The organism is Phytoactinopolyspora alkaliphila (assembly GCF_010550695.1).
GTDB lineage: Bacteria > Actinomycetota > Actinomycetes > Jiangellales > Jiangellaceae > Phytoactinopolyspora > Phytoactinopolyspora alkaliphila.
Map to the genome: position 1 here is coordinate 110,148 of NZ_JAAGOB010000009.1, position 24,097 is coordinate 134,244.

The 24,097-nt window shown below is 67.2% G+C and carries 28 protein-coding genes; 14 read left to right on the forward strand and 14 right to left on the reverse strand.

Going from position 1 to position 24,097, the window contains the following annotated elements; all coding sequences use genetic code 11:
• Positions 1-5: 5 nt before the first annotated feature.
• The 5 genes from G1H11_RS17135 to G1H11_RS17155 are packed head-to-tail and all read right to left on the reverse strand — an operon-like array spanning position 6 to position 5,650.
• Positions 6-971, reverse strand: coding sequence for an ABC transporter ATP-binding protein (locus G1H11_RS17135; RefSeq protein ID WP_163819810.1), 966 nt, complete (start codon positions 969-971; stop codon positions 6-8).
• On the reverse strand, positions 968-2,008 hold the full coding sequence (locus G1H11_RS17140) for an oligopeptide/dipeptide ABC transporter ATP-binding protein (RefSeq protein WP_163819811.1): 1,041 nt from the start codon (positions 2,006-2,008) through the stop codon (positions 968-970). The genes G1H11_RS17135 and G1H11_RS17140 overlap by 4 nt, the downstream gene beginning before the upstream one ends.
• Positions 2,005-2,973 carry an ABC transporter permease gene (locus G1H11_RS17145; protein WP_163819812.1) on the reverse strand — a complete coding sequence of 323 codons (969 nt, stop codon included), beginning with the start codon at positions 2,971-2,973 and terminating at the stop codon, positions 2,005-2,007. The genes G1H11_RS17140 and G1H11_RS17145 overlap by 4 nt, the downstream gene beginning before the upstream one ends.
• Complete coding sequence (locus G1H11_RS17150; protein ID WP_216843855.1) at positions 2,970-4,043, reverse strand: ABC transporter permease; 1,074 nt, start codon at positions 4,041-4,043, stop codon at positions 2,970-2,972. The genes G1H11_RS17145 and G1H11_RS17150 overlap by 4 nt, the downstream gene beginning before the upstream one ends.
• Positions 4,040-5,650, reverse strand: coding sequence for an ABC transporter substrate-binding protein (locus G1H11_RS17155; protein WP_216843856.1), 1,611 nt, complete (start codon positions 5,648-5,650; stop codon positions 4,040-4,042). The genes G1H11_RS17150 and G1H11_RS17155 overlap by 4 nt, the downstream gene beginning before the upstream one ends.
• A gap of 247 nt (positions 5,651-5,897) precedes the next feature.
• Between G1H11_RS17155 and G1H11_RS17160 the strand changes: the two genes are divergently transcribed.
• The 3 genes from G1H11_RS17160 (at position 5,898) to G1H11_RS17170 (ending at position 7,315) form a co-directional block, all read left to right on the forward strand.
• Positions 5,898-6,377: a helix-turn-helix domain-containing protein gene (locus tag G1H11_RS17160; protein WP_343074873.1), complete on the forward strand. Its 480-nt coding sequence runs from the start codon at positions 5,898-5,900 to the stop codon at positions 6,375-6,377.
• 131 nt (positions 6,378-6,508) lie between these two features.
• On the forward strand, positions 6,509-6,889 hold the full coding sequence (locus tag G1H11_RS17165) for a lipopolysaccharide assembly protein LapA domain-containing protein (RefSeq protein WP_163819814.1): 381 nt from the start codon (positions 6,509-6,511) through the stop codon (positions 6,887-6,889).
• 177 nt (positions 6,890-7,066) lie between these two features.
• Positions 7,067-7,315 carry a hypothetical protein gene (locus tag G1H11_RS17170; RefSeq protein WP_216843858.1) on the forward strand — a complete coding sequence of 83 codons (249 nt, stop codon included), beginning with the start codon at positions 7,067-7,069 and terminating at the stop codon, positions 7,313-7,315.
• Positions 7,316-7,453: 138 nt separating this feature from the next.
• Here G1H11_RS17170 and G1H11_RS17175 read toward each other — a convergent pair whose 3' ends face one another.
• The 3 genes from G1H11_RS17175 to G1H11_RS17185 form a co-directional block, all read right to left on the reverse strand.
• Positions 7,454-8,023 (reverse strand): DUF6036 family nucleotidyltransferase, encoded by a 570-nt coding sequence (locus G1H11_RS17175; RefSeq protein WP_163819816.1) that lies wholly within the window; start codon positions 8,021-8,023, stop codon positions 7,454-7,456.
• Positions 8,023-8,541 carry a helix-turn-helix domain-containing protein gene (locus G1H11_RS17180; protein WP_216843859.1) on the reverse strand — a complete coding sequence of 173 codons (519 nt, stop codon included), beginning with the start codon at positions 8,539-8,541 and terminating at the stop codon, positions 8,023-8,025. The genes G1H11_RS17175 and G1H11_RS17180 overlap by 1 nt, the downstream gene beginning before the upstream one ends.
• A gap of 139 nt (positions 8,542-8,680) precedes the next feature.
• Positions 8,681-9,895 carry a cation:proton antiporter domain-containing protein gene (locus G1H11_RS17185; protein ID WP_163819817.1) on the reverse strand — a complete coding sequence of 405 codons (1,215 nt, stop codon included), beginning with the start codon at positions 9,893-9,895 and terminating at the stop codon, positions 8,681-8,683.
• A 57-nt stretch (positions 9,896-9,952) separates the two neighbouring features.
• On the opposite strand from G1H11_RS17185, the gene G1H11_RS17190 reads away from it, so the two are divergent.
• The 7 genes from G1H11_RS17190 to G1H11_RS17220 all read left to right on the forward strand — a co-directional run bounded on the left by G1H11_RS17190 (position 9,953) and on the right by G1H11_RS17220 (position 14,436).
• Entirely contained in the window at positions 9,953-11,104 is a 1,152-nt protein-coding gene (locus G1H11_RS17190) for a hypothetical protein (RefSeq protein ID WP_163819818.1), read from the forward strand.
• 106 nt (positions 11,105-11,210) lie between these two features.
• The gene (locus tag G1H11_RS17195; RefSeq protein WP_163819819.1) at positions 11,211-11,585 is read left to right on the forward strand and encodes a nitroreductase family deazaflavin-dependent oxidoreductase; all 375 of its coding nucleotides are present in this window, start codon (positions 11,211-11,213) and stop codon (positions 11,583-11,585) included.
• A gap of 80 nt (positions 11,586-11,665) precedes the next feature.
• Positions 11,666-11,914, forward strand: a complete 249-nt coding sequence (locus tag G1H11_RS17200; protein ID WP_163819820.1) for a type II toxin-antitoxin system Phd/YefM family antitoxin — start codon at positions 11,666-11,668, stop codon at positions 11,912-11,914.
• The gene (locus G1H11_RS17205; protein WP_163819821.1) at positions 11,901-12,323 is read left to right on the forward strand and encodes a PIN domain-containing protein; all 423 of its coding nucleotides are present in this window, start codon (positions 11,901-11,903) and stop codon (positions 12,321-12,323) included. The genes G1H11_RS17200 and G1H11_RS17205 overlap by 14 nt, the downstream gene beginning before the upstream one ends.
• A 222-nt stretch (positions 12,324-12,545) precedes the next feature.
• The gene (locus G1H11_RS25290; protein ID WP_246211493.1) at positions 12,546-12,680 is read left to right on the forward strand and encodes a dihydrofolate reductase family protein; all 135 of its coding nucleotides are present in this window, start codon (positions 12,546-12,548) and stop codon (positions 12,678-12,680) included.
• Between the two features lie 104 nt (positions 12,681-12,784).
• Entirely contained in the window at positions 12,785-13,708 is a 924-nt protein-coding gene (locus G1H11_RS17215; RefSeq protein WP_163819822.1) for an ABC transporter ATP-binding protein, read from the forward strand.
• Positions 13,705-14,436 carry an ABC transporter permease gene (locus tag G1H11_RS17220; RefSeq protein WP_163819823.1) on the forward strand — a complete coding sequence of 244 codons (732 nt, stop codon included), beginning with the start codon at positions 13,705-13,707 and terminating at the stop codon, positions 14,434-14,436. Before G1H11_RS17215 ends, G1H11_RS17220 begins: the two co-directional genes overlap by 4 nt.
• 33 nt (positions 14,437-14,469) lie before the next feature.
• Here G1H11_RS17220 and G1H11_RS17225 read toward each other — a convergent pair whose 3' ends face one another.
• Positions 14,470-15,444 carry a helix-turn-helix domain-containing protein gene (locus G1H11_RS17225; RefSeq protein ID WP_163819824.1) on the reverse strand — a complete coding sequence of 325 codons (975 nt, stop codon included), beginning with the start codon at positions 15,442-15,444 and terminating at the stop codon, positions 14,470-14,472.
• Between the two features lie 113 nt (positions 15,445-15,557).
• Here G1H11_RS17225 and G1H11_RS17230 point away from each other — a divergent pair, with 113 nt between their 5' ends.
• Positions 15,558-16,337: a helix-turn-helix transcriptional regulator gene (locus tag G1H11_RS17230; RefSeq protein ID WP_163819825.1), complete on the forward strand. Its 780-nt coding sequence runs from the start codon at positions 15,558-15,560 to the stop codon at positions 16,335-16,337.
• A 50-nt stretch (positions 16,338-16,387) separates the two neighbouring features.
• Here G1H11_RS17230 and G1H11_RS17235 read toward each other — a convergent pair whose 3' ends face one another.
• Positions 16,388-17,440, reverse strand: a complete 1,053-nt coding sequence (locus G1H11_RS17235; protein ID WP_163819826.1) for an aldo/keto reductase — start codon at positions 17,438-17,440, stop codon at positions 16,388-16,390.
• A 407-nt stretch (positions 17,441-17,847) separates the two neighbouring features.
• Between G1H11_RS17235 and G1H11_RS17240 the strand changes: the two genes are divergently transcribed.
• Positions 17,848-18,480, forward strand: a complete 633-nt coding sequence (locus tag G1H11_RS17240) for a dihydrofolate reductase family protein (protein ID WP_163819827.1) — start codon at positions 17,848-17,850, stop codon at positions 18,478-18,480.
• Here G1H11_RS17240 and G1H11_RS17245 read toward each other — a convergent pair.
• Together G1H11_RS17245 and G1H11_RS17250 are read right to left on the reverse strand one after the other, a co-directional pair.
• Positions 18,411-19,133 (reverse strand): class I SAM-dependent DNA methyltransferase, encoded by a 723-nt coding sequence (locus tag G1H11_RS17245; RefSeq protein ID WP_163819828.1) that lies wholly within the window; start codon positions 19,131-19,133, stop codon positions 18,411-18,413. The genes G1H11_RS17240 and G1H11_RS17245 overlap by 70 nt on opposite strands.
• Positions 19,134-19,237: 104 nt before the next feature.
• The gene (locus G1H11_RS17250) at positions 19,238-21,232 is read right to left on the reverse strand and encodes an LPXTG cell wall anchor domain-containing protein (RefSeq protein ID WP_163819829.1); all 1,995 of its coding nucleotides are present in this window, start codon (positions 21,230-21,232) and stop codon (positions 19,238-19,240) included.
• A 338-nt stretch (positions 21,233-21,570) separates the two neighbouring features.
• Between G1H11_RS17250 and G1H11_RS17255 the strand changes: the two genes are divergently transcribed.
• On the forward strand, positions 21,571-21,714 hold the full coding sequence (locus G1H11_RS17255) for a hypothetical protein (RefSeq protein ID WP_163819830.1): 144 nt from the start codon (positions 21,571-21,573) through the stop codon (positions 21,712-21,714).
• 393 nt (positions 21,715-22,107) lie between these two features.
• On the opposite strand, the gene G1H11_RS17260 is transcribed toward G1H11_RS17255, so the two are convergent.
• On the reverse strand, positions 22,108-22,557 hold the full coding sequence (locus tag G1H11_RS17260; protein ID WP_163819831.1) for a DUF6463 family protein: 450 nt from the start codon (positions 22,555-22,557) through the stop codon (positions 22,108-22,110).
• 160 nt (positions 22,558-22,717) lie between these two features.
• Positions 22,718-23,353 carry a TetR/AcrR family transcriptional regulator gene (locus G1H11_RS17265; RefSeq protein WP_163819832.1) on the reverse strand — a complete coding sequence of 212 codons (636 nt, stop codon included), beginning with the start codon at positions 23,351-23,353 and terminating at the stop codon, positions 22,718-22,720.
• 217 nt (positions 23,354-23,570) lie between these two features.
• Here G1H11_RS17265 and G1H11_RS17270 point away from each other — a divergent pair, with 217 nt between their 5' ends.
• Positions 23,571-24,071, forward strand: coding sequence for an NUDIX hydrolase (locus G1H11_RS17270; RefSeq protein ID WP_246211512.1), 501 nt, complete (start codon positions 23,571-23,573; stop codon positions 24,069-24,071).
• The last annotated feature ends 26 nt before the right edge of the window (positions 24,072-24,097 follow it).

The following is a 24,097-nucleotide window of genomic DNA, read 5'->3' on the forward strand; positions in this document are numbered from 1 at the left end:
CGGAGCTAGTGCTTGTCCGACGGCCGGTCGTCGTCGCGGGCGGACTCGGCGAGCCAGCACTCCGCCATGGCGGGGCCGAGCGTGATGATCGGAGGTTGTTCGGTGCATACGTCCATCGCGACCGGGCAGCGTGGCCGGAACCGGCAGCCGGTGGGGACGTGGGCGGCGTCGGGCACCTCGCCCCGCAACGGAACCGGCAGCCGAGGGGCCTCGGTGATCCGGGGCAGCGCGTCGATCAGCGCACGCGTGTACGGGTGCCGAGGCGCACCCCAGACCTGCTGGGTAGGCCCCATCTCCACGATGCGCCCCAGATACATCACGGCGGTGATGTCCGCGATCTCGCGCACCAGCGCCAGGTCGTGGGAGATGAACAGCACGCCCACACTGAGCTCGGCCACCAGCGAGACCAGCAAGTTGACGATCTGCGCCTGCGAGGAGGCGTCCAGAGCTGTCACCGGCTCGTCCGCGATGAGTACTTCCGGCTCGGGCGCGAGGGCGCGGGCGATCGCGATCCGTTGGCGCTGACCGCCGGAGAACTGGTGTGGGTAGCGGGCCGCGGCGTCGGCGGGCATCCCCACGAGGTCCAGCAGCCGGCTCACTTCAGCATGACGAACGGCCGACGAGCGCCCCTCGGGCAGCCCGTCGGCGACCTGGGACCCCACGGTGCGGCGCGGATTGAGCGAGGCGTAGGGGTTCTGGAACACCATCTGCAGACGCACGTCTTGTCCAGTGCGACGACGCCAGCCCAGCGGTGATACCGGCCGGCCATCGATCAGAACCTGCCCGGATGCGACTGGCTCCAGTCCGGCGACCGCCCGCGCCAGCGACGACTTCCCACAGCCGGACTCCCCCACCAGCCCGACTATCTGGCCGCGGGCCACCTCCAAGGACACCCCGTCCACCGCCCGCACCGTCCCCCGGCCGCGCGAGCTGTACTCCACGGCGGCGTCGTCGACCGTCAGCGCACTCATGCCGGAACCTCCGTCAGATCGGGCAGCACCCGGCAGGCCACCGCGTGGCCGGGACGGACCTCCGTCACCGGGGGGAGCTCGCCGGTGCAGGCGGCCTCCGCGTAGGCGCAGCGCGGCGCAAACGGGCAGCCGGGCGGGGCCGCGGCCGGAGAGACGGCACTGCCGGGAATGGTCACCAGGGGTTGCGTCCGCCGCTCCGCCGCCTCATCCGGGCGTGTGACCCCGTCCTCCGGCAGGGTCCAGCTGTCGTCGGCGTGCGGGCGGGCATGCAGCAGGGCAGCCGTGTACGGGTGGCGGGGCCGCAACAAGAGCTCGCCGGTGGGGCCGGACTCCATCACCCGCCCCGCGTAGAACACGTAGGCACGAACCGTCAGCGCGGCGAGCACCCCCAGGTCGTGGGTGATGAACAGTACTGAGAGGCCGGATTCCCGGCGCAGTTCGTCGAAGAGCTCGAGGATCCCGGCCTGCACGGTCACGTCCAGGGCCGTGGTCGGCTCGTCGGCGATGAGCAGTTCCGGCTCGCAGGCCAGGGCGCTGGCGATCGCCACCCGCTGCCGCATTCCCCCGGAGAGCTGGTGCGGATACGAGCGCAGCGCGCCCCGGCCACCGGGGATACGCACCCGGTCCAGCAGATCCAGCGCACGGGCCTCGGCCGCCCGGCGGTCCAGGCCCAGGTGCTCGCGCATGTGCTCGGTGAGCTGCCGTCCGACCGTGAGCATCGGATGCAGCGCGGCGGTGGCGTCCTGGAAGACCATCGCGATGCGCGTTCCGCGAACGGTACGCCACGCGCGCCCACTCCGCCCGACCAGCTCGGTGTTGCCGTCCAGCACGGCGGACCCGGACACCTGGGCCCGTTCCGGAAGCAGACCCAGCAGCGCCTGGGCGGTCATGCTCTTCCCGGAGCCGCTCTCCCCCGCGATACCCACGATCTCGCCGCGGCTCACCTGCAGGGTGGCGTCGTGGATCACGGGCAGCACCTGCCCGCCCGCGCCCGGCAGGGACACAGCGAGGTGGCGGACATCGAGCAAGGCTGTCACGAGAGTCCCTTCGCGTAGCGCGGGTCCAAGCGGTCTCGCAGCGCGTCGCCGAGGATGTTGAACGCCAGCACCACAGTGAGGATGGCCAGGCCGGGAAAGACGCTGACCCACCACATGGACAGGTCACGCGAGCCCGCGGCGATCATTGCTCCCCACTCCGGGGCGGGTGGGCGCGGCCCCAGTCCGAGGAAGGACAGCGCCGCGAGCATCAGCACCGCGTTGCCCAGCTCGAGGGTGGCGAGCACGACGGCCGGCCCGACGGCATTGGGAACGACGTCCCGGCGCAGGGCCATCACCGGCCCGACACCCAGGAGCCGCGATGCCGCCAGGTAATCGGCCCCACGCACCGACAGGACCGACGAGCGGATCACCCGGGCATAGGTAGGCCAGGAGACGATGATGAGCGCGAGGACGGCGTTGCGGGTGCTGGGCCCGAACGCCGCCGCGACGGCCATCGCCAGGATGATCTGCGGAAAGGCGAAGACGAGGTCGGTGACCCGCATGATGACCTCGTCGGCGGCGCGTCCGAGATACCCGGCGAGGAGACCGAGCACCGCGCCGATGGCCAGGGCGACACCGACGATGATCACCGCCACCGGAAGCGAGAGCCGCGCCCCGTGGACCACCCGGCTGAAGACGTCGCGCCCCAGCTCGTCGGTGCCGAACCAGTGCTCGGCGGAGGGCGAAGCGTAGAGGTTGGCAGACTGCGTGACCGGATCGAATGGAGCGACGACGGGAGCCAGGGCAGCAGCGAGCATCCATACACCGAGCAGGATGAGCGCGAAGACGACCGACGGCTGGCGCCAGGTGCTGGACACCGACCGCACCCGCAACCGGCCGGCCCATCGGCGGCGTTCAAGCAGCCGCTGAGTACGGGGGTCGCCTCCGGGTGCCGGCGGGACTGTCCCAGTGGTCACGGGGTCACCGCTCTCGGACGGCGTCAAGTCGATACGGGGTCCGGTCATGACAGCCGGATTCTCGGGTCGATGACGCCATAGAGCAGATCCACCATGAGATTCACCAGGGTGTAGACGACGGCGACGAACAGGCTGACTCCGAGCACGGCCGGCAGGTCCAGCCCGCTGGCGGCCCGGAAGGCGTACTGGCCCACACCGGGCCAGGAGAAGATCTGCTCCACGAGGACGGTGCCGGACAGCAGTGACGCGAAAGCCAGACCGGAGACGGTGATGACCGGGACCAGGCCCGCGCGGAGCACGTGACGGCGCAGCACGGTGGCCGTGGGCAGTCCCTTGGCCCGTGCCGCGCGGACGTAGTCCTGGTCCAGAACCTCCAGCATCGCCGAACGCACGAACCGCACCAGCGTGGCGACGGTGAGGCAGGTGAGCACGGCCACCGGTAGCAGCAGGTGCTGCACGGCGTCCCACCAGGTCATCCATTGCCCCGCGAGGAGGGCGTCGACAGTGAGCATTCCGGTGCGTGTCGGGGGCGGCGTGATCCACGAGCTCAGCCGGCCGCCGGACGGCGCAAGGCCGAGCACGTAGAAGAAGACATAGAGGGTAACCAGGGCCAGCCAGAAGGGCGGGGTGGACAGGCCCAGCAGGGAACCCACCCGCACCACCTGGTCACCGACGCGGCCGTGCCGCAGCGCGGCGTACAGGCCGATCCCGGTACCCAGGAGCACCGAGAGGATCATCGCGGGGATAGCGATCTCCAGAGTGGCCGGCACGTAGGTCATGAGGTCGCCGAGGACGGGGCGGCTGGTCTGGCGGGAGATCCCGAGGTCACCTTGAAGCAGGTTGCCGAGATAGATCGCGTACTGAGTGGTGACGGGCTCGTCAAGACCCCACTTGTCCCGATACGCGGAGACCACCGCTGGGTCGTTGAGCGCCGTCTCGGACAGGCTCGCCGTCATGGAGTCGCCGGGCACGAGCTGAATCAGACTGAACGTGAGCACCGTGACCCCGAAGAGCAGGATCACGGTGGTCATCGCGCGCCGCAGCAGCAGGCGGGTGAGTGGTGCGTGGCGCCGCCGGCCGGCGCCCGGAGGCGCCGGCCGGCTGACACCGGTTGTCAAGACCGCCTCACCGACCGCAGATCAACCTGCCACCCCGCGGGCGAATACTCGACGCCGGCGAGGTCGGGGGTGGCGACAACGACGCCGGAGTTGTAGGCCAAGGTGATGAAGGGACTCTCCTCGTCCAGCAGGCGCTGCCACTCCTGCATCGCGGTATCCTGCGCCTCCGGATCGAGCGCCTCCTGAACCGCTTCTCCGGCCGCGATCATCTCCGGGCTCGCGAGCTCGGCGGACCAGCCGCTGCGCATCGCGCTCGGCTGGCCCGGCGCGAAGTTGTTCACCAGAGAGGACGCCACCGGGTAGTTCAGCGACTGCGGGCTGAACCGGAAGGCGACCCGGCCGGCGGACTGGGCGTCGAGGAAGGCGGCGATGGGCTGCGGGTCGAGCTCGATCGTGATGCCGGCCTCGGCGGCGTCGTTCTGCACCTTGGTGGCGATGGTGCCCAGGTCGACACCGCGGTAGGTGATGGCGGGGTACATCAGCGAGACGCTCGGATCCTCGAGGCCGCTGGCGTCCAGGTGGTCACGTGCGGCGTCGAGGTCCTGAGACTTGGTCTCCGAGTCCGGCAGTGCGCCGGGGAACGCCGGGGGCACCATCCCAGCCGCCGGGAGGGCGTCCTGGCCGAACAGCGCCGCGATCCCCTCGTAGTCCATCGACGCGCGAAGTGCCTTGATGAAGTCCGGGTTGGATGTGACCTCGCTGACCTCAGGGTCCTGGTGCAGGGTCACGAAGTAGAACGTGTCCTGAGCGCCGGAGGTCTGCAGGGAGGAGTCGAGACCGTCGAGCAGCCGGCCGGAAAGGTCCAGCGCGATCTCCGCGCCCGGGCTGCGCTCGATGGCCAGCTTCTGGTTCTGGGCGTCGACGTTCTTGATGACGATGCGGTCGAATCCCGGCGCCTCGCCCCAGTACTCGGGGTTGGCCTCGAGGACTACCTCGGATGCGGGATCGAACGAGCCCAAGACGTAGGGTCCCGACCCGGCGGAGGTCTGGTCGAGGAACGGCGTGGCGGAATCCTCGGACGCGGCGTCCTCACTGTCGGTCGCGCCGTTCTCGGCGGCGATCTCGGCGTTCAGCACGCCGGCGGCCGGCATGGCCAGGATGGTGGGAACGCTGGGGTTGGGCTCATCGCTGCTGACGACGACGACGCCCTCTTCCGGCGAGCTGGCGCTCAGGCCCTCCACGGTGACCGAAGGGCTCCCACTGAGATTGTTGAGCCTGTTGATGCTGAAGACGACGTCCTCCGCCTCGACCGGAGATCCGTCGGCGAACACGGCGTCGTCGCGCAGGTTGAAGGTGAACTCAGTAGAGTCCGCGTTGGCCTCCCACGACTCCGCCAGCAACGGCTCAGGTGTGGAGACGTCGGAGCCGGAGAACGTCACCAGCGTCTCGTACATCGCGTGCACCGCCAGGGCTCCCGTCGCCTCGTAGACCTGGCCGGGGTCGAGGCTGTTGATGACGAACGACGTGCTCACCGTGAGTGTGCCCCCGGATGCGGCACCGTTCTCGCCGGCTCCGCCGTCACCCTCGTCGCCCCCGGAAGCACCACCGCCGCCACCGCCGGCCGTGCAAGCAGCCAGTGCGACAACCGCGGCCATCACGGTCGTCACGTTTGCGACGCGTCCGGTCCTGCTTCGCACCATGGTTCTCCATTCCGAAACCGCTCGCACCCGGCGAGCTGCTCATCGTGTCCACTGCGGCCGGCCTGTGGCGAGCCCCCACGCCGTATGAGAGCATGTGACTACTCCACTTGTACAGCCTGAGTGAACATTTTCACCGTAACGAAACGTGAGGTGGCCGTTGATCGGTGACCGCCTGCGGGCGCTCCGCCAGCATCGCAGCCTCACCCTGAGGCAGGTGGCTGACGAGGCAGGACTGTCGGCGGCTCTGCTCAGCCAGATCGAGAACGGCCGCACCGATCCCAGCGTCACCACGCTGCGCAAGCTCGCGAAGGTGTTCGACGCCGAGCTCGCCTCCTTGTTTCACGAACCCGACGCCCCAGCCGTGCACATCTCACGGCCGGGGCAGAGATTCCGGATGGTCGCCCCCGCCGGAATCGTCACCTACGAACGGGTGACCCCCGGTCGCGGCGACCTCGAGATACTCCACGCCGACCTGGCTCCGGGCGATTCCAGCGCGGACGTGCCCTGGAGCCATCCCTCGACCGAATGCCTGTACGTCCTCGCCGGTGAAGTGCGGCTGGAGGTCGGCGACCAGGTCGAGCGAGTGTGCGCACATGAGGCGGTCACGTTCGACTCGCGCCAGCCCCACCGCTACGTGAACGAGTCCGATCAGACCGCCTCGATCCTGGTGGTGGTCACTCCCCCTACGCCCTGACGCCGGGCAATCACGCGAATCCGGCGGATAGTTCTGGATCCCGCGGGTAGAATTGCGATAGCCCGGGAACGACAACATCCCAGTTCTGATGGGTGTTCGCCACACCGGTGTCCATGCGACGGATGATGGCCATGTCCACACTGAACAATTCAGGCAAACCCGCCGACCACAATGACCGCGGCGGCGACTCGCCGCAGGCGCCCGCAGATCAGAACGCGCCCGTGTCCGAGTCTGCCGACACGCCTACACCGTCGACGTCCAAGCGAGTTCCCCGGACCAGAATGGGAGCCGCATGGGTGGGGATCTGCGTCGCGACAGCATTGTTCGTCATTCTGATCGTGTTCATGCTGCAGAACACCCGCGAGGTCGAAGTCACCTTCCTCTGGATGGAGGGCTCCGCGCCGTTGGCGTTGGCCTTGCTCATCGCCGCGGCCGGCACAGCCATTCTGGCGGCGGTCATCGGTGGCGCCCGAATCGCTCAGCTACGTCGCCACTCACGTCGGCAGCATTGAGCCGAGCGCCGCGAATGGTTCGAATCTCCACCACGTAACCGGCAGCCTGCGTGAACGCGGATCGACGGGGTACGCGTCATCCGTACGTTCATCAGCCGCGCCGCTCGACGGGGGCGCCCGAGTGGGGAGACCACCATGGCACGACAAGAGACGAAGAGCCAGAACAGCAAGCCCCGCATGACTGACGACAGCCTGCGGGTGCGGCAGCTCACGCACTACCAGTTCAGCTGGACCGCGCGGGAGAGCGGCGAGAGCGGGATTTGGACTCTCCAACTGGTGCTGGACGAGGGTGCCTGGGAAGAGGTGCTCACCATCAGCCCCGAGGATGCCGACGCGCTACAGGATGTCTTGGAGAACACCAGCAACGTCTTCTACGACATCGACCGCCGCGTCCTGATGTTCGGCGTCACCAAGGCCGGCGATTAGGTATCTCTCATGATCATCAACGGTCGGCTGCGGCATAGTCCGGTGGGCCGTTGATGATCATGGAAGCAACGCGCAGGCTCCCGGTGACCAACGCGCAGGCTCCCGGTGACCAACTCGAGCGGTACGGGCACGAGGTGGTCATTCGCTAAGCCAAGGCGCGAGCCAGTCAGAGGCACGTTCGGCAGCCGATTGATGGTACTTGGGCACCGCCGCGAGTCGAACCGCGATGACTGCCGAATCGACGAGGCCGGCATCCAGCAACGCCGCAACGAAGTTGCGGTCTTTCTCCCGGAGGGCACAAAGCTTCGCGACACAGAGGTCCTCCTTGTCGAGGCACCAGCCCGTGAACTGTGGATGTCCTATGGGTGCGGCCGTGTTGGCGTTCTCTATCCTCACCAAGCGATCCCGCCAGCCCTCAGGGAGCGCCGAGGTCTCCATGTCGACGCCGTCGATACTGAAGCCGTGCATCTCTTCGTACGGTGAGAACTCCCCCGCGACTCCTTCGATGAGATCAGCGAGTCGCGCGGTCTCGTCGTTGTTGTCGGCGATCGGGAGGATGTCCACCTCGACCGACATAGTGGCTTCGGCCGGGAGCTCCTCCTCGCGGAAGGTGCCGAGAATGGCCTGAGATCCGACCACAATGACCTCTCGGCGATCGATGATCTGACAAGCCGTCCGGATCGCGTGCTCCAGTTGATCCCGACGCATCAGCCCACCATTTCGAGCACTTCGGTGCGCTCGTCCTGCGAAAGCAGGCCACCCATCGGAGACACCTCACGCATTTCGATGGAGTCGCGATCCAGCCCCGTGAGCACGCGGTGGATCCCCGGCACGTCGCGACGCTCGACCAGTGATTCCCAGCGGTCGAGGTTGCGCACGTGCGGCTGGCCACGCACCGTGCTCCGCAGCCGCTCAAGATTTCGCTCGATCGTTGGACGCCACCGCTCCAGGCCGGACCTGGTCAGATGCGTCGACAGTCGCCGATGCAGCCGCCAAGATCGTCTCTCGGAACGAGTGAGCTCCGGGACGACCGGGCGCCGAATGACTTCAAGACGATAGCCCATACACGACAACAGCCGGTCGAGTTGCTCGTCGCTGAGATCGACCTTCTCGGAGAGGAACTGGCTGATGCTCGGCTGGCGCACCCCGCTGACGCGTGACAGCTCAGACTGGGTGGTGCTCGTTTCAAGCATCACCTGACGCAGTACCTCGCTCCTTTCGGACATAGGTTAACTATAGCTTGGGTTACTATTTTTGAGCGATATCCCAGTAATGGGCGCCAGGGGCGGGATCGAGAGCGTATGGCGCGGCTCAGGTCCGGTCGTCACTCTCGGCAGGCTCGGCAGCACGGCCGACCGTAGATGATCATGAGCGTGGTTCGTGAGCTGCACGACGGTAGAGCAGGCGGCCGGGAGCGCTCGTCACACCGTGCGCCACCGTGCTGGCGGCAACCACCAGCGCTCCGGCCCCGAGCACCACAGGGTCGACGCCGAGACGATCCGCCTCCAGCGTGAGATAGAACAGGGCCGACACGCCCACAGGCCCGAACCAGCCCAGGTAGAGCGCGTCGGGACGTTCCATCTTCAGTGTGCGGCGGATCAGGAGAAGCAACGGCACGCGGCGCAACACCAGCACGGCTACCGCTAGGGCAGGCCCCTGCCAGCCGAGGTCGGCCCAAACCTCCCACGGCAGCATCGCACCGAACAGCAGGAACACTGGAAGCACAGCGAACCGATTGATCGCCTCGTCGATGGAGACCGCGCCGGCGCGATCACCTCGGGTACTGGCGTAGTTGAACGCCAGGCCCGCCGCGAATACCGCGAGGATCCCGTCAGCCTTGAGAAGGCCTGCTGCGCCCAGCACGCCGAGCGCCAGGAGCAGAGTGAACAACAAGGCCGGCTCGGTATCGGTCGCACCGTGCTCCTCGCCGATACGCAGCGCGTGTGCTGCCAGCCATCCGGCGGAGACACCCACGACGATGGCGGCAAGGACCTGCCAGACGGACTCGAGGAGCGCGTCCGTCCCCGTCAGCGGCCCGGCCAACGCGATCGCGACCAGGACGAACGGCAGCGCCAGACCGTCGTTGGCACCGGACTCGAGCGAGAGCACTTGCCGGTCTCGCGCCGGCAGGTCGTGCTCGGCGGGCTCACCCGTGACCACGCTAGAGGCGAGAACCGGGTCCGTCGGGCACACGGCCGCGCCGAGTAGCGCCGCTGCGGCGACCGAGACGCCTAGCAGCGCCCACGTCAGCCCCGCGGTGACGAAAGCCATCGCGGGCATGGCGACAAGCAGGAGGATGAACACCGGGCGACGCTGTTTCCGGGCTTCCGCAATGGGGTACCGCAGCGCCACCGACATGACAGAGACCGCCAGAAGCAGTCGCGTCGCCTCATGTATCAACGCGTGATCGTCCAGCAGTGTAGGCAGCGGAAGGAGGCCGCTGACCTGCCGTCCCAGAAGAATCCCGATCAGCAGCCCCATCAACGGCTCGGACACAGGCAGCCGGCGGATACGCGCCGAGAGGGACGCCACCACGGCGCCGAGGACCCCGATCGCCGTCAACACCGTGTCCATGGTCATGCGACAGTGATGCCCAGCAGCGACGGTCGGTAACTTCCCTTGGCGTCAAGGCGTGGAATGCCCGCGCACGCAGGTTCACCCGTCCGGGGTGAGGCCTACCGCGAGATCCCCCCGCACGATGGCGAAGACGTCTCAGGATCAGACCCGTGCATCACGACGCGCCGTCGTACGACCGAACGGCTCACCACCGAGATCATCGTCGCCGCCGACGTCGAGAACCTCATCGCCGAGATGGTGGACGAGCTGGCCGAACGCGACATAGGCCCCCGGGACACCACGGCCCTGGAAGGGCTCGCGGTACCGCTGGCCAACGGGATCGAGAGCTGGCTGCGCGAGCGAGTGCAGGCGTTTGTCGGCAGCGAGCGGTTCGCCGAGCTCTGGACCCAGCTGAACCGGCGAGCGCACGACCGGGTGGTCGGGCTCATGACTGGGAACGCCGGTCAGGGCGTGGTCGACATGACCGGGGACACCGTGACGCTGGAGTTGGCACCACTCATCGCGGAGGTCAAGCAGCGGCTCGTGGCCGCCGGCGCCGGATTCGCCGCGCGCATACCCGAGGTCGACGCCCAGTTCGTCCTGGTCGAAGGTGAACAGGTCACCCGAGCGCAGCGCGGGTTCGCCGTCGCCGACCGGCTGGGCTCGTGGCTGTCGCTGCTCGCGCTCGGTCTGATCGCCGCCGGTATCGTCGTCGCACGTGATCGGCGGCGTGCGCTGATCCGAGCCGGGCTGGGCGGCGCGCTCGCGATGTTCGCTCTCGGGCTCGTCCTGGCGCTCGCTCGCCCGGCGTATCTCGACGCGCTGCCGGCGGACGTCGACCAAGCGGCCGCTGCCGCCGTCTTCGACCGTGGGGTGACGTTCCTTCGCTCGACCCTGCGAACCGGTCTCGTCCTCGGACTGATCGTCGCGGCCGCCGCCTTCCTGGCCGGGCCGTCCCGGCAGGCGACGGCGGCTCGCGCGGCAGTCCGCCGCGCGGGCGCCAGGTTGGGCCCCGAGCGCTGGGAGTCGATCCCGCACATCACGTGGCTTCGCACCAACAGGCGGGGCGTCCAGGCCGTGATCGCGATCGCCGCGGCCCTGGTGCTGGTGTTCTGGGACTATCCGGGCGCCGGCGTGGTCGTCGCCGTCACGATCGCGGCGGGCGCGCTGATCGCAGTGGTCGAACTGGTCACCACGGAACCCGGCCCGGCCGATACACCTTCGCGCCGTTGAGGGCATAGGCTGATCCGCGGAACGGTCCCGGGCGGTTGATCGCCTCGTCGATCGAGACGGCGCCGGCGCCTGCCCGTAGAGGCGTCCGACAACAGGAGTCATGCCGATGCCGATGCCCCGGTGGTGGACACAGATCAACAAGCGGGTCTTCAATCCGCTTGAGCTCAAGCGCGGAACGCGTCCGGTACTCGTCCACACCGGCCGGGTCTCAGGCACGACCTATCGCACCCCACTCGACGCGCATGCGGTGTCCGGTGGCTACGTGTTCATCCTGGTCTATGGCTCGGAGTCCGACTGGGCGCGCAATGTGCTCGCGTCGGGCCGGGCACGGCTGCAGATCGATGAGCGGGAGATCGAGCTCTCGGATCCCCGGCTGCTCGGTGAGGACGAGGCGGAGAAGCTTCTTCCGGGCGCGGTGAGCCGTCCACCCCGGTTTCTCCGCATCAGCGAATACCTGTACATGGCATGTCCGGACAACTGAGCTGTCAGAAGGGGGACAAGCGAAGATCGACCGAGAGAGACGGCACTCAATGTGGTAACAAATGTAGTAACATATGGTGTATGTCTCCGGTTGGCATTCGAGAGCTCAGTCATCACACCAGTCGATACTTGGCCAAGGTCAAAGCTGGGCAGAGCTTTGAGATCACCGAACGGGGCCGAGTCATCGCCACACTCACCCCGGTGGCCAGTGTTGACGAGCCGCGGCGCCCGCGCCCGAAGGTTGGTGGCTACCGAAGCGAGGAGCCGTTGACGGCAGAAGAGATCGACGCGGAGTTGGCGCAGGGCTTCGGCGATCATGATCATCGTTGACACAAGTGGCATCCTCGCGTCGAAGGACGAGAGCCATCCCGACCATACCGCCGTCGCCGAACTGATTGCGGGCACGGACGAAGAGCTCTTGCTCTCTCCCTTCGTGCTTGCCGAGGCCGATTACATGTTGGCGCGCAGGCTTGGAGCGGCGGCGGCACGCGAGTTCCTCAGCGAGGTCGCCTCGGAGGCATATGAACTGGTGGACTTCGATGCCGGCGATATCGCCTCGGCTAGCGGCGTCATCGATCGTTACGACGATCTCGATATCGGCATCGCGGACGCCTCATTGGTCGTGATAGCTGCTCGATTTCAGACCACTCGCGTGCTGACATTCGATCAACGGCATTTCCGACCGGTCGCTCCGCTCTGGGGCGCCCCGGCCTTCACCGTCCTGCCTGCGGACGCCTGACGAGGTAGATGGGGTGCCGCTGGAGAACGAGGACCTGTTCTGGGAGCAGGACAGCCGCGTCCACGCCGCCGTACGCGAACAACACCCACGTGGTCTCCGGTGATCTCGTCAAGGAGGTGACCCGATTCAAGGGCGAGGTGGAGGGCGGCATCTCCGTGCGCCGGCAGCATCCAGCTCGTCCAGGGATTACTCGAGCACGACCTGGTCGATGAGATCCATCTCATGACGTTCCCGGTCCTGCTCGGTACTGGGAGACGCATGTTCGCAGAAACCTCGGACAAGTCGGCGTGGAAGCTCAGGCAGTCGATCACGGTGGGCGAGGGCGTGCTGATCACGATCTTCCAGCGCGCACGGTAGCGGGCCGATACCAGCGATTTCACTGATTCGGGCCACGGGTGGCCCGGCCTAGGGTCAAGCGGCGTGGGGCAATCGGCGACCCGACCCGAGGACTGGCCAGGTTCATGAACACCGTCATCAGCGTGGAGCACCTCCGCAAGACCTACGGCGACGTCATTGCGATCGACGACGTCTCGTTCGAGGTCCGGCACGGGGAGGTCTTCGGCATCTTGGGCTCGAACGGAGCGGGAAAGACGACGACCGTCGAGATCCTGCAGGGCCTCAGGGCACGGACTGGTGGCCGGCTCGAGGTACTCGGACTCGACCCCGGCCGGGAGACAGATCGGCTGCGCCGGCGAATCGGGTCCCAGTTGCAGTCATCGGCGCTGCCCGAGCGGCTACGAGTGATCGAGGCGGTGCGGTTGTTTGCGCGGTTGCGCGACGAGCCGGTGGATGTCGACGGCGCGATCCAGGCGTGGGGTCTGGAACCGCTGCGCAACCGCCCGTTCGGTGTGCTCTCCGGCGGCGAGCGGCAGCGGCTGTTCGTCGCCCTGGCCTTGCTCGGAGATCCGGAGCTGGTTCTGCTCGACGAGCTGACCACCGGCCTGGATCCGACCGCACGGCGAGCGACCTGGGAACTGGTCCGCCAGATGCGCGACCGTGGCGCCACCGTGGTCCTGGTGACGCATTTCATGGAAGAGGCCGAAGCGCTGTGCGACCGGGTCGCCGTCATGGACGCTGGACGCGTCGTAGCCTGCGACACGCCGCACGCTCTGACCGCACGCCAGGGAGGGCCTGTCACCATCACGTTCAGCGCTATTGACGGTCACGACCCGCGGTCGCTGCTCACAGTTCCGGGGGTGGCGTCGGTCGACGTCGACGGCGGCCGGGTCTCGGTGACCGGGCACAGCACGGCGGCGGCCCGCGTCGCCGCAGCGCTGATCGGACAGGGCGTGACGCCGACTGACTACCGCACCCACTACCCGTCGCTGGAGGACGTCTTCCTGACCCTGACCGGGCGGCAACCGAGCGAAGGAGAAGCGACGTGACGGCATACCTGACCTGGACGGAGGTGAAGCTCCTGGCTCGTGAGCCGCTCGTCCTCGTGCTGAGCCTGATGTTCCCGGTCCTGCTCATGGTGCTGCTGGTCGCGGCGTTCAGGGACCACGGCGGCGACGTCTTCGCTGGCCTCAACGGCGACGTCTTCTACTTCACCGCGTATCTCGGCGCCGCCATCGCGGTGATGGGCTTCATGGGCACGCCTACGCACCTCGCCGCGTACCGCGACAGCGGCGTGGTGCGCCGCTTCCGGGCGGCGGGCCTATCGGCCCGCGCGCTGGTCGTGTCCCAGGCCGCAGTACTCGTCATGCTGGCCAGCGTCGGCGCCGCGGCGATGACCGCCGTAGCCTGGGTCACCTTCGATCTTGCGGCACCCGAGTCGGCCGGTGGTGTCATCGCCGCGTTCGCCGCCGGCATGCTCGCCTTCGCCGGCATCGGGGTCCTGCTCGGATCGGTGATGCCGAGCGCCCGCGCCGCCCAAGGGCTGGGCCTCCTGCTGTTCTTCGGGACGTTCCTCTTGGTCGGTGGAGGCCCGCCGCCCAGCGTCCTGCCCGACACGCTCAACGACATCGCGGCCTGGACACCGACCGGTCTGCTCATCGTCGCCATCCGCAGCCCGTGGGACGGCAGCGGACTGGACGCTCCCGCCATGGTGGCCCTGGTGGTCATCGCCGGCGCCGGCTTCGCGCTCGCCACCCGCCGGCTGGCGCGCAGCTGAGCGTGGTTCAACCTGGGGCCGCGGGCGACCTGGTCACCTGGCCGCGCCCGTCGCGGACTGGGTGCTCCTGAAGCGTGACGGTGTGATGCCGTATCTGGTCACGAAGGCCTGGCGCATGGTTTCGGCCGAGGAGAAGCCGGACCGCCGGGCGACCTGTGACATCGGAAGCTCCGTGGACGTCAGCAACCCGGCGACCGTTTCGAGGCGGATCCGCTGGACGGCTTTGGCCGGTGGCTCACCGAGGTGCTCGCGGAACAGCCGTGTCAGGTGCCGCACACTCACACCGGCGTGCGTCGCGAGCGACGAGGTCGTGAGGTCGGCGGCGACATTGGCGACGACGTAGTCCAGGACGTTGCGGACCAGGACGTGTGCGGCTCGAGGAGCGGTGTTGAAGATGCTCATCTGCGCCTGGTTCCCGGGCCGCTGCAGGTATACGACCACGCCCAGCGCGACTCGCCGCGCCAGCTCGGAGCCGTGGTCCTCCTCGATGAATGCGAGAGTCAGGTCAAGCGAGGCCGTCACTCCCCCAGACGTGGCGATATCACCGTCACGGACGTAGATCGGGCTGGCGTCGACCTTCACGTTGGGGAACAGCTGCGCGAGGCGGCGGGCATACCACCAATGAGTGGTGGCCGAGCGTCCGTCGAGCAGGCCGGTCGCAGCCAGCACGGTGGCGCCGGTGCAGACCGACGCCGTCCTGCGCGCCTGACCGGCCAGTTTGCGGATGTGCCCGACGATCTCCCGGTTCTGAGCTGCCGCTTCGTGTCCTAGTCCGCCGGAGACGATGACCGTGTCGAGGCCGTCGAGGGAATCCTCCAGCCTGCCCTGCGCATGCAATTCGAGCCCGGAGTCGCATCGCACGGGTTTGCCATCGACGCTCACGAGCCGGACGAGATACGGCGGATCGGCACCGAGCCGGTTCGCCATGTCCAGACACGTGGTCACGCACGCGACGTCGACCAGTTCGGTGCCGTCGTACGCCACCACCAGGACATGCCGGGCATTCACACTGCAACCCTACGGGTGACGAGCCTGGTCCCATGGGCCAGAGTTCCCAGAATCTCGGACACCGGAGTCGTCGAGGCTTGTCCGGCCCGCTGGGCCGCGCCCAGACTCGGCCCATGACGACCATGGCCACGGACGCCGCACAGGAGATCTCATCGGCCGATGTGTCGCTGCATCGCGCGCTCGGCCACACCGAGCTTGCCGCGGGCCGGCCCGGACTGGCCGTGCGGCACTTCACGACGGCCATATCGGCGGCCGGCCAATCGACGAGCGGGTTGTCTGTGGTCCCGGATCTGGTAGAGGCTTCGGTGCGGGCTGGCACGCCGGCCTTGGGTCTCGGTCATCTCGAGCGTTTCGAGGCTTGGGCCGGCATGTCGGAGTCGCCGCTGCTGTTGGCCTTGGCCGCCCGCGTCCGCGCGTTGCTGAGCGAGAGCCGGTTGGCCGACGCCCAGTACCGGCGCGCGTTGGACCTGCACGTGTGGGCCGGCGAGGTGATCGAGCGGGCACGCACACAGCTGTTGTACGGAGAGTATCTGCGTCGCGCCCGACGACGGTCCGACGCCCGCACCGTGCTGGCCGCCGCTCTCGAGACGTTCAACCGGGCCGGAGCCTTGACGTGGGCCGATCGAACACGAGCCGAGCTGCAGGCGGCCGGCTACATCGACGACACCGATTCGGGGGCGTGGTCCGGCCTCACCACCCAGCAGCGCCGTATCGTCGAGGCGGTAAGCCAAGGCGCCAGCAACCGTGAGATAGCCGCGCGACTGTTCCTCAGCCCTCGGACGGTCGACTACCACCTGAGGAACGTGTACATCAAGCTCGGATTCAGGTCACGGTCCGAACTCATCCGCTATGCGCTCACTGCGCCGACACGCGACGTCGACGATGGGCGGTAAGCGACCTACGGCTGGCACGGCCCAATTCGCCAGCCGTACGTCGCTGCACCCTATCGTCCTTGATCGGCAAAGACCTCTGCGATCTCGCCGATCTGACCGGCATCGAGGTGAAGTCTGCCCGCGGAGGCGTTAGCCTCCAGTTGCGCGATCGACGAGCTCGCCGGTATCTGCGGCCCCATGCCCGGCAGCGTGAGGAGATAGCCGAGCACCAGCGTGGACACCTGCGTGTCCCATCCCGCCGCGAGGTCGCCGAGGCGACGTAGTTTCTTCAGGTTGCCCTCGGTCGCCAGCTCAGCCAGCAGCCCCTCGTCCACCAGGCGATCACCTGCTCCAGCCCGGTCAGGATCCAGGTAGCGATCGGTCAGCAGTCCCTGCGCCAGCGGCGAGTACGGCACGAAGGAAAGGTCTTCGGCGACACACAGCTCGAGCACCCCGGGCCGGTATTCGCCGTTCAGCGGGTCATATCGGTTCTGGACCGCGACCGGACGCACCCTCCTGGACATCGTGCCTGCCACCGTCAGCAGTTCCTCGAGCTGACCACGCTCCACGTTGGACACCGCCAGGTAGTTGACCAACCCTTGGCTCACCAGGTCCTCGACAACCTCCAGACTCTCGGCCACGGGCACGTGGGAGTCGAAGCCATGGAACCAGAGCAGGTCGAGATAGTCGGTGCGCAACCGGGCCAGCGAGGCCTTCACCGATTGGATGATCTGCAGCCGAGACAGGCCGGAATGATTGGGCGTGATGCCGTCCATGCCCCCGAAGGTCTTCGTCGCCACGACCACATCACGCCGCCGCGACGGGTTGTCCGCCAGCCAGCGGCCGATGACCCGCTCGGAGTTGCCCGACGCCGCGTTGTACCGGTTCGCCGTGTCCCAGAACGTGACACCCAGCTCCACCGCTCGGCTCAGCAACGGCAGTGCCGCGTCCTCGGCCACTCGCGCCCCGTCGCCCGTCTCCGGATAGCCGAACTTCCAGGTGCCCAGGCCGATCGCCGATGCGCGCAGCCCGCTGGCCCCCACGTATCGATACGGCATGCCGCCGAACTCGTCGGTGCGGAACGGGACGTTGTACAGACTCTGATCCGGCGTGTGATGATCCATACCCCCAACTTCACCTCATCTGAACGCAAAGGCCAAGTCACGCGGCCCAGGATGAGGCAGCAATCCACTGATCGGTCTACGCCGGGTGGCGGCAACCGGCCTTGCCTAGCCATAGTGCTGGTGACCGGCAATTTCACTGATACGAACGAGGACGGCTGCGGACTAGTGTCCCGTAAAGCGCCGGACACTAGAGTGGCGCTGGATGTGAAAAAACCGACTGCTTGTCGTCGACGCGAAACGCGCGCGCGGAAACGATCACGGACGCCAAGGCTGAACAGACCCGGCAGCCGGCGGATCGCCAAGGTTCTCGACTCCCTGCGGTAACAGTCGGCTCCGAGCCTTCGACCAATCTACGCTTCCGCACCACGTGTGGGAGTTGGCCCACTTTCACCGAAGGAGCACCTGCCATGTCCCTCGCCCGCGTTCACAACTTCGCCATCTCTCTCGACGGCTTCGGCACCGGTGAGGGCCAGAGCGCCGACGCGCATTTCGGGCACGCCGGCGACAGACTGCACGAGTGGATGTTCACCACCCGGTGGTGGCAGGCCGGCGGTAGCGGTGGCGTCGACGACGCCTTCGTCAAGCAGCACGATCCAGGAATTGGCGCCGAAATCATGGGTGCCGGAAAGTTCGGCCACCCCGGATGGCACGAAGACCCGGAGTGGAAGGGCGCGTGGGGTCCCAACCCGCCGTTCCACACGCCGGTCTTCGTCCTCACCCACCACACACGTCCGTCGATCGAGATGGAGGGCGGCACGACATTCCACTTCATCGACGCCTCGCCCACCGAGGCGCTCGAGACCGCGCGCGAGGCGGCCGATGGCCAGGACGTGCGCATCGGCGGTGGTCCCACCGTGCTCCGCGACTTCCTTGCTGCCGGGCTCGTCGACTACATGCACGTAGCGGTTGTCCCGATCCTGCTCGGCCGGGGCGTTCGTCTCTGGGACGAGCTGGAGGGCCTCGAGAAGAACTACACGGTCGAGGCAACCTCCTCGCCCAGCGGAGTCACGCATGTGACGTTCACCCGCGCGGGGGCCTGAACCACCTCAGCCGAGACCCCAGGCTCAATAGCGACGCTGTCTTCGCAGCTCAGCGTTCGCTGACAGGTAGGCGACATGGCTCCGGCCGGGATCCCCGGGCGAGACGGGGCCAGCAGACTTTCGAGCGATGAGGAAGCCCTGCGGGATCTTCGCGGCTGGACCGGTCGAGCCGGGCGCCCGGACGAGGCGGGCGCCCGGACGAGGCGGGCGGTGAGATCGAAGCCCGCATTATCGAGTAGAGCGATGACGGCGTCGGGTTGCAGCCGGTGGAAGTCGAGCGAGACCTTGTGACCGAAGGCCTCATCGAGGTGCAGGGTGTCGTCGCCGATCTGGAAGGCCAGCAGTGCGTAGCTGCCCGGCCGGAGCAAGCGGCGAAACTCGCTGATCACCCCCTGCCGCCGGGTGGCGGGGACGTGGATCACCGAGTACCAGGCGATCACTCCGGCCAAGCTCGCGTCCGCGACGTCAAGCGCGCTCATCTCGCCCACGTCGAAGCTGATCTCAGGATGTTCGCGACGCGCGAGCTCGACCATGGCCGGCGACAGGTCGACCCCACCGACGGTCATCCCCAGCTGGCGCAGGTAGGCCGCGACATTACCCGGTCCGCAGCCGACCTCGAGCAGCTGCGGGTCTGGGTGGTCCCGCCGGACCATCTCAGCAAATCCGGTCAGCAGCGCCGCGGAAACACGTGGGGGTTACCCGCCACGGACGGGTAGCCCCCACGCTCTGCTTGCGGGTCAGGTAAGACCCGTCAGGATCACACAGCCACGCGACTACGGACGCGCAGCAGCACCAAGCCGACACCGGCCACCAGCAGAAGCGCACCGGCCGTTATGAGTAGGAACATCGAGGAACCGGTCGCGGGCAGATCACTGTCACCGTCGACGTCCGTGCCAGCTCCGCTGCCGCTGCCGGGATCATCGTCACCATCACCGTCGTTGCCGTCGATGATGGTGAGTGCGGTCCAGCCGATCTGAACATCGGGGTCGCCTGCTGCCCAGACGCCGAGTTTCGCGTTCCCGTAGTCGGTGCTTTTGGGAATGGTGACCCTGACCTGACCGTTTTCGTCCACCACATGCGTACCCAGGTAGGCGACGTCACTGAACAGCCACACCCCAACCTTCGTACCGGGTTCCACACCCTCGACGGTCACGGTGATCGTCTCACCCGGTTCGGCCTCGGCCGGAGCGGTGACCTTCCCCTCCAGTGCGGGGTCCAGGTCATCCTCGCCCGGAGCGATGCCGGGGATCGTGCCCGGATTGGCGTCAGCATCTTTGGTCACTGTCAAGGTCACCGACGCCTCGCCATCCACCGAGGAGAGGACCGCTTCGTGTGAACCGGCACCCAGCGTATCGCTGGTGTAGGGGAACTCGACGTCGCCATCGGCGTCAGCGGCCCTCGCCACTACCTCGGTGCCCGCGACCGTGAGGGTCACGTCCGACTCCGGAGCGAACCGGGTCCCGGCGAAGACCACCCCCGTGTTCGCGAGTTCCGACACCGTCAACGACTCAGGAGATACCGTGGCCTCCGGGTCGTACACCGGGTCAGGGTCGGGACGGTCACCGTCGAACTCTGTGTTCCAGTTTAGGACCGAAGATCCACACTCACCCATCCCATCCCAGAACGTGCCCGATGCGGTTCCGTCAGCGTTCACCGCGCCGTAAATGACGAAGTCGTGCCATTGGACCTCGAAGGGCCGGTCGGCGGTCATGGGAGTGGCGGGGATTCTAGCGTCGGCGAGGTCCTTGAACCCTGACCCGCCTGAGCAGTACCACCAGTACTCACCCTGAATGCCCGAGATCCGGCCATGGTCGTCGATCTCGAAGCTGAACGGTCGCTGTTCCTGCTCATCGAGCTCAACGCCGTCTGCATGGGTCTGCACTGAAGTTCCAATGTACGAACCCGCTGCGGGCGGTGTACCCTGCTCGTCAGAAACGACCTCGATGCTCCTCGTGGCCTCACCGACGGGGCTCACCAGTGCTACCTCGTGCGTGCCAAGACTCAATGGGCCGGAGATCTCCGTTGCCACTGCGCCGACGATGTCCGTGCTGACAGTCTCGACGAGTTCTCCGTCGAGCACGAGATCCACCGTCGTTGGGCCAACGGGGTTGCTCGAATTGGGGAAACCCGATCCCGTCACGCTGATCGGCTCTCTGGTGAGTTCTGATTCACTGACGACCCATCGTGACATTTGAATTGCGGGGTCGAAGTTGGCGGTGTACTCGTCGTCGTAGAACTCACCGTCGGCGATGACGGTGAACTGATGCGAGGCGCTGCCTTCTTCGGATGAGGTCAGCGTGATGGTGTACTCGCCTGGCGCAAGTCCGGCGGTGAAGCTGAAGTTCAGCTCGCCGTTCGAGTTTGCCGTGTCCCCGGTGAGGACGCTCTCATCGACAGTGATCGTGACGGTTGCCCCTGGAGTGAATCCCCATGAGAACACGGTGAGGCCTTCGCGTTTCATGGCCCATTCGGAGGTCTCGGAGACCTCCATACTGATCTGCGGGTCATCCGCCAGGGTCTCGACCGCACGGTCGCTGGCTTCGCTCCCGCCCGGAACTGGAGTGATTGTCGCGTCTAGCCCTTCAGCTGTCTCAGCTGCAACGACGTTCTCCTGGGCGGCCGCTTCGGTGTGCGGTGTGTCGTCGGCCACGGCCGCCTGCGCCGTCCCTACGACGGTAAGCGCGGCAGCGACCGCAAAGGCGGTGCCGAATGCGGCCGCTCTCCGTGGTCTCGTGGTCAGTCGAGTTCTCATGTGGCTCCTCAAGGCACGTACAGACAACGTGGTGTTAGGACAAGCGCGCCGTGTTGCAGGGGCACAGAGCACGCAGATCACCAATCTGTCCGGTCCAGAATCTGCTTGCATGTTTTCCCAACAACCCCAGACACGAGCGCATGCAGGCTGGCGTCAACCGGGGAGAATCGGGTGATGTACGGAACGCATTCGAAAGGAGCACCATGAGTACGGCGCCGCTGGATCTCGATGGTGTTCCCGAAAGGTTTGAGGGCGCTGCACGCCGAGGCCGGAAGTCCGTCGTCCGTCGACATGTTGGCCGCGGCGGTGCTCCCGCGTCGCGCAGGAACGTACCTTCGATGTCTATCGTGGACACCGGGGTCGAGCTCGACCCGGATGCCGGTCTCGGCGGTGAACTCGCCGAGCTTGTCCCATGGTCGGAGTCTGCGACGTCGACTTTCGATATGTCCGCGGGTGCCGAAGCACGGGATCTGGTCGAGTGAAACTCGTCTGGGACGAGTACGCCTGGAACGACTACACCTGATGGCGGACCAGGATTCCACGGCTACTGGACCGCCGCATCACCGACGAACACCGCCTCATACATGGTCACCGAAAACGAGATCCGCATCGCCAACTGCCGCTAGCCCATGCCCCGGCTGCGTGAGGAGACAGCCGAGCACCAACGTGGACACCGCCGGCCGGTTGCCGACCAACGCGGTGAGCTGGGCATCGCGTTGCCGAATTCGATCTCGGCCCGCGGGCAGGCAGTCGTCGTCCGGGATTCCCCACGACGCCCGACGAATGGGTTGTGTGGTCACAAGCGATAGAGCGACATATGACAACATGTGCCACCGTCTCGCCCCCTCGACGCACAGCTCCGACCGATCGTCCGGTCAGCGGGCGGCTGGACGCCGATGTTGCACGCTGCCGGCAGCGGTGTCGGCAGGGGGCGCGAGCCGGTCGCGCGCCTTTGCGCGGCGTGCCTCGACCACGAGGATGACTGCCGCCACCAGGAGGATCAGGTCCTGCCCGACTCCCGGACCGGCGAGCGCGAAGCCGGTCACGACCCAAGCGACCATCGCCCAGCCGATGAACTGCGGAGGCGTGATGCCGCGGCGGTTCAGCCACAGCACCGTCAGGCCGATCAAGATGAGTGGCGGGCCGAAGCTGTTCACGCTCAGCCAGTAGGCGCTCATGGCGGGACTCATGTCGGAGAGGTCCTCCGACCACAGCTCCCTGCTGAACCACGCGCCTGCGTGGCTCGCTGCGCCCAACGCGGTCAGGGCGCCCAACGTGTGAGCGCTTCCGTACAGCACGACGAGCCGACCAGCCCATTTGATCATCGAAGTTCTCCGTCCGTGTCGTGGCGCCGGGCCAGCCGGCCCCGCGCGGGGTGGACCGAACCCGCCCTCGCGGATAAACCTACGTACATGTCTGTATGTAAGTCAAGCGGAGACCTACACCACGCACCGCCCACGAGCTGCTTCCGTCTCCCCGGTGCTGTCAGCGCGCCTTAGCCGGCGACAACCCGGCAGGCGCGACGCCGAGGATCCCGCGCACGGCCCTTCCGATGAGCTCGATGTCATGGGGAGCACTGCCGGCCACCTCGATCGCCACCGCCTCGAGGGCGGCGAGGAAGGCACGCGCGGTGAGTCGAACCGGCGGGCCCTGGGGGATCGAGCCGTTCCGGCGTCCCGCAGCGATCAGCTTGGAGCACCCGGTCTCGAGCTCGTCGATGTTCCTACTGACCGCATGGCCGACCGGATGGTCCTGACCGGCGAACTCGACCTGCAGGGTGAGCATCATCCTGGCGACGTCGTGACGACGGCAGTAGAGCGCGTGACCCCTGGCCATAGTCATCAGCGAAGTCAGGGGATCGCCTTCGACCAGGGCAGGCCGGCGCACCTCCGCGTCCCACGTCTCCCCCACCCATTCGACGACGGCGACGGCAAGCTCCTCCTTGTTGGCGAACAGGTGGTACAGCGCGCCCCGGGTGTAGCCCGCGTCCCTAGCCACCTGCTCCAGGACGAGGTTCGCGTACCCGTAAGTGGACAGTCCTCGCGCAGCGGCCGCCAGGATGGCCGCTCTTGTCCTGGCACGCCGATCGGCTTGCGTCCGTCGCTCGGCCGCTGCACTCATGGCTCTTCTCCCTGCTCGGTCATCGGTACCGCGATGGGACTCATATACATTGGTGTATGTATGTTAATCGGACACACGTCACTCGTTGGGAATGAGCGGAGAGGTGAGGACGCATGAAGGCCGGGCCACGCCTTGCTCCCATCTCGCTGTACCCGATCACGAGCAGGCCGGTGGCCGGCCGCGACGCCGTGGAGCTGTCGTGAGCTCCGCCGACGAAATGCTCGACATCGTCGACCAGAATGACACGGTGGTCGGACAAGCGCGGCGAGCTGCCGCGCACGCGCAAGGCCTGCGGCACCGGTGTGTGTTCATCCAAGCCACTGACGCCCAGGGCCGCGTATTCGTCCATCGGCGCACAGCCACCAAGCTGGTGTTCCCCTCCCTCTACGACATGTTCGTCGGCGGGGTCGTGGGGGCAGGCGAGGCCTACGACGATGCTGCGCTTCGGGAGGCCGAAGAGGAACTCGGCGTCTCCGGGCTACCGAAACCCGTCCCCCTCTTCCGGTTCCTCTTCGACGACGGCGCCGGACGACGCTGGTGGTCGGCGGTCTACGAGGTGCAGTGCGACGTCCCGGTGCGCCCCCAAGCGGAAGAGATCGCATGGAGCGCATTCCTGACCGAGGACGAGTTACAGCGGCGGCTCGACGAGTGGCCATGGGTGCCCGACGGGCTCGAGGCGTACTCGCGGCTGCAGCGTTTCCGTGAGACCGACCGTTGAGGACCCCGCAAGATGACCGGCGCGCT